Annotated in this window: 1 protein-coding gene and 1 pseudogene; both read right to left on the bottom strand. The window is 71.9% G+C overall.

Annotated features, from left to right (window positions below):
- Window positions 1–1,065, bottom strand: a pseudogene (locus tag AC08ON_RS16465) (peptidoglycan-binding protein LysM); the annotation flags it as partial.
- Window positions 984–2,319 (bottom strand): LysM peptidoglycan-binding domain-containing protein (locus AC08ON_RS16470; protein WP_476617286.1); only part of this gene is annotated, 1,336 nt, incomplete at its 5' end. The pseudogene AC08ON_RS16465 and the gene AC08ON_RS16470, both read right to left, overlap by 82 nt.

The raw sequence follows: 2,319 nt of genomic DNA on the forward strand, positions 1-2,319 counted from the left end.
AAACGACAAGCTCAGAGCCTGCGCCCGTACCTGGACGCCGAGAACGCCGAGGGACACGCGGCGGTCCGACTCGACCGTGAAGCGCCAGCGGGCGGCCGGGGTGTCGCCGACGGTGAGAACTCCCACGGCGTCGTCCCGCCCGTTCGCCATCCTGGTCAACCGGGCGACGTCGGCGGCTGCGGGAGGGGCCGCGAGAATGAGTAGATCGGGTGCCAGCGCCCGTGGATTGCCGGTGACCCGATCGCGGCCGCCCGCGGTGACGGTCGGCGGGTCTGCCGGTGCCGGATCGACGCCGGTGCGACCGGCGTCGTCCTGTGGTCCGGCGAGTTCGTCGAGGACGGCGCTCAGGTCGTCCGCTGTCCAGACCCGAGCGGGTGCGATCGTCGTCAGGTCGGCTCCGGTGTCGGCCGGGAAACCCACCAGACAGACCCGCAGATCATCCGACCACACGTTGGTTCCGAGCTCGATCGCCACGGCGATCGCGACCTCCGTCGCGACGTCCAGGTCGCCGATCAGGCTGATGATGCCCGGAGCGCCTTCCAGGTCGACGAGAATGCGTGACCCGGCGTCGTCCCGGCCGAAGGTGACGAGGGCCGGGAACGGAGCCGGCACGCCGGCCGTCATCTGGGCGATCATCTGGGCCGGCTGGTCACCGGGCAGACCGGGCATCCGCTCGATCCGCCAGGACCCGGGCGCCTCGCCAACGGTCCATGGGGGCGGTGGAGGCTCCTCCTCCGCGGGTGCCATGTGCAGGATCAGCAGGTCGTCGGTGAGGATCGCCGCGTACATCGGGGGAAGCAGACGTCCCAGATCGGTCAGGCCGGCAGACAGAACGCGCAGTGAGCGGTCGACAAATCGGGCGGCATCCGTGTCGGCGGCCAGGAGCAGCGCGCGCTCTGTCTCGTCCTCCGGGGGGCTCGCCGGCCCCGACCGGCGTGTGGACAACGCCACCATAACTCCGGCGGCGAGCAGGCTGGCGGCTGCTATCCCCAGCAGACCCTGGGAGGACGGTCCGAAGGAGTCGGACGTGAGCAGGCCGGGTGTAGCGGGGCCACCGGTGACCACCGCGGTGTTCTGCGCCGAGACGACCGCGGCCGCGTCATCCAGGACCGCCAGCGCACGAGAGGCGCCGAGACGACCGTCGCTGTCCCCCGGCCCGGGGTCTTCGAAATCGGGATAGCTGGGTTCTGGATCATCGAGGCCCGGGTCGCCGGGGCCGTGGTTGTCGAGGTCAGTGAGGTCGTAGCCGCCGGGGGTGGGGGCGCGGTACCCGTTTCGGCGGCAGGCCATCCCGGGACGGAGTCCGGCACATGCAGTGCCTGCAGGCCCTCGCCCTGCGCGTCGGCGGGCAGCAGCAGCACCCAGCCGGCATGGATGAGCGATGGCTTGGACAGCGTGCGGCCGTCCGGCTGGGCACGACCCTCGTTGAGGTCGAAGATCTCCCGATACCGTAGACCGTCACCGAGGAAGCGCTCCGCGATGCCCCAGAGGGTGTCGTGGTGGCGTCCCTCGGCAGGTCGCACCTCGTAGAGCTTCATCATGCGCCCGTTGGGCACGAGCCGGCTGTTCGGATCCGCGATCGGACTGATCAACTCGGCGTGGCGGACACGCGGTGTCATGCGGCCAGCCGGGCCAGCCGGGCCGCTCCCCGGTTCCGGCCGTGACGGCCAGGTCTGCTGGGTCGGTGCGCCGGCGCCGGGATCCGTTGTCGTGGTCACCGGAGCCCGATCACCCCTCGTGAGCGCGAGCGCCCTGTCGTCCGGAGCCGGCCGCGGAGCGACCAGGGCCGCCGAGGTCGTCGATACCGGCATTGCCGTCCCCATCCGGCCGGGCGCAGGCGGAACGGCGGGGGCCCGGGCGTATGTCATCGGGGCGACCAGAACCGTCGTCCCGGAGAACAACACGGATGTGGCGACGAGACGGCGGGCGAGGTTCTGGGGGGCGCCGCCCAGCGGTATCCGCGGGGCGAGGCCGGTACCGCGCAGCTCGGCTCGGCATTCCGCGATGAGACAGGCGGTGAAGTGCAGCCAGGCGGCCCAGAAGAGCAGGGACAGGATGGCTCGGACGACCGCGCCGGTTCCGCCCCTGCTCTGGAGCGGTGGACCCAGTACCAGGATCAGTACGACCGGAACGCCGAGGACGACACCGGCGATCGCAGCGATGGCCCCGGCGGCGCGCAGCCGTTCCCGAGACCGCAGCTCCGCGGAGACCACCGGCACCGGCTGGCGGGCCGGCACACTCCCGGGCCTGTCATCGACCATCCGATAGGGAGGGTCGCCGGCATGCGGAAGCCGCCGTCGTGACCGCGGTGCCGCCGCC

The sequence above is a fragment of the Frankia sp. CoWAU3 genome (assembly GCF_977971855.1).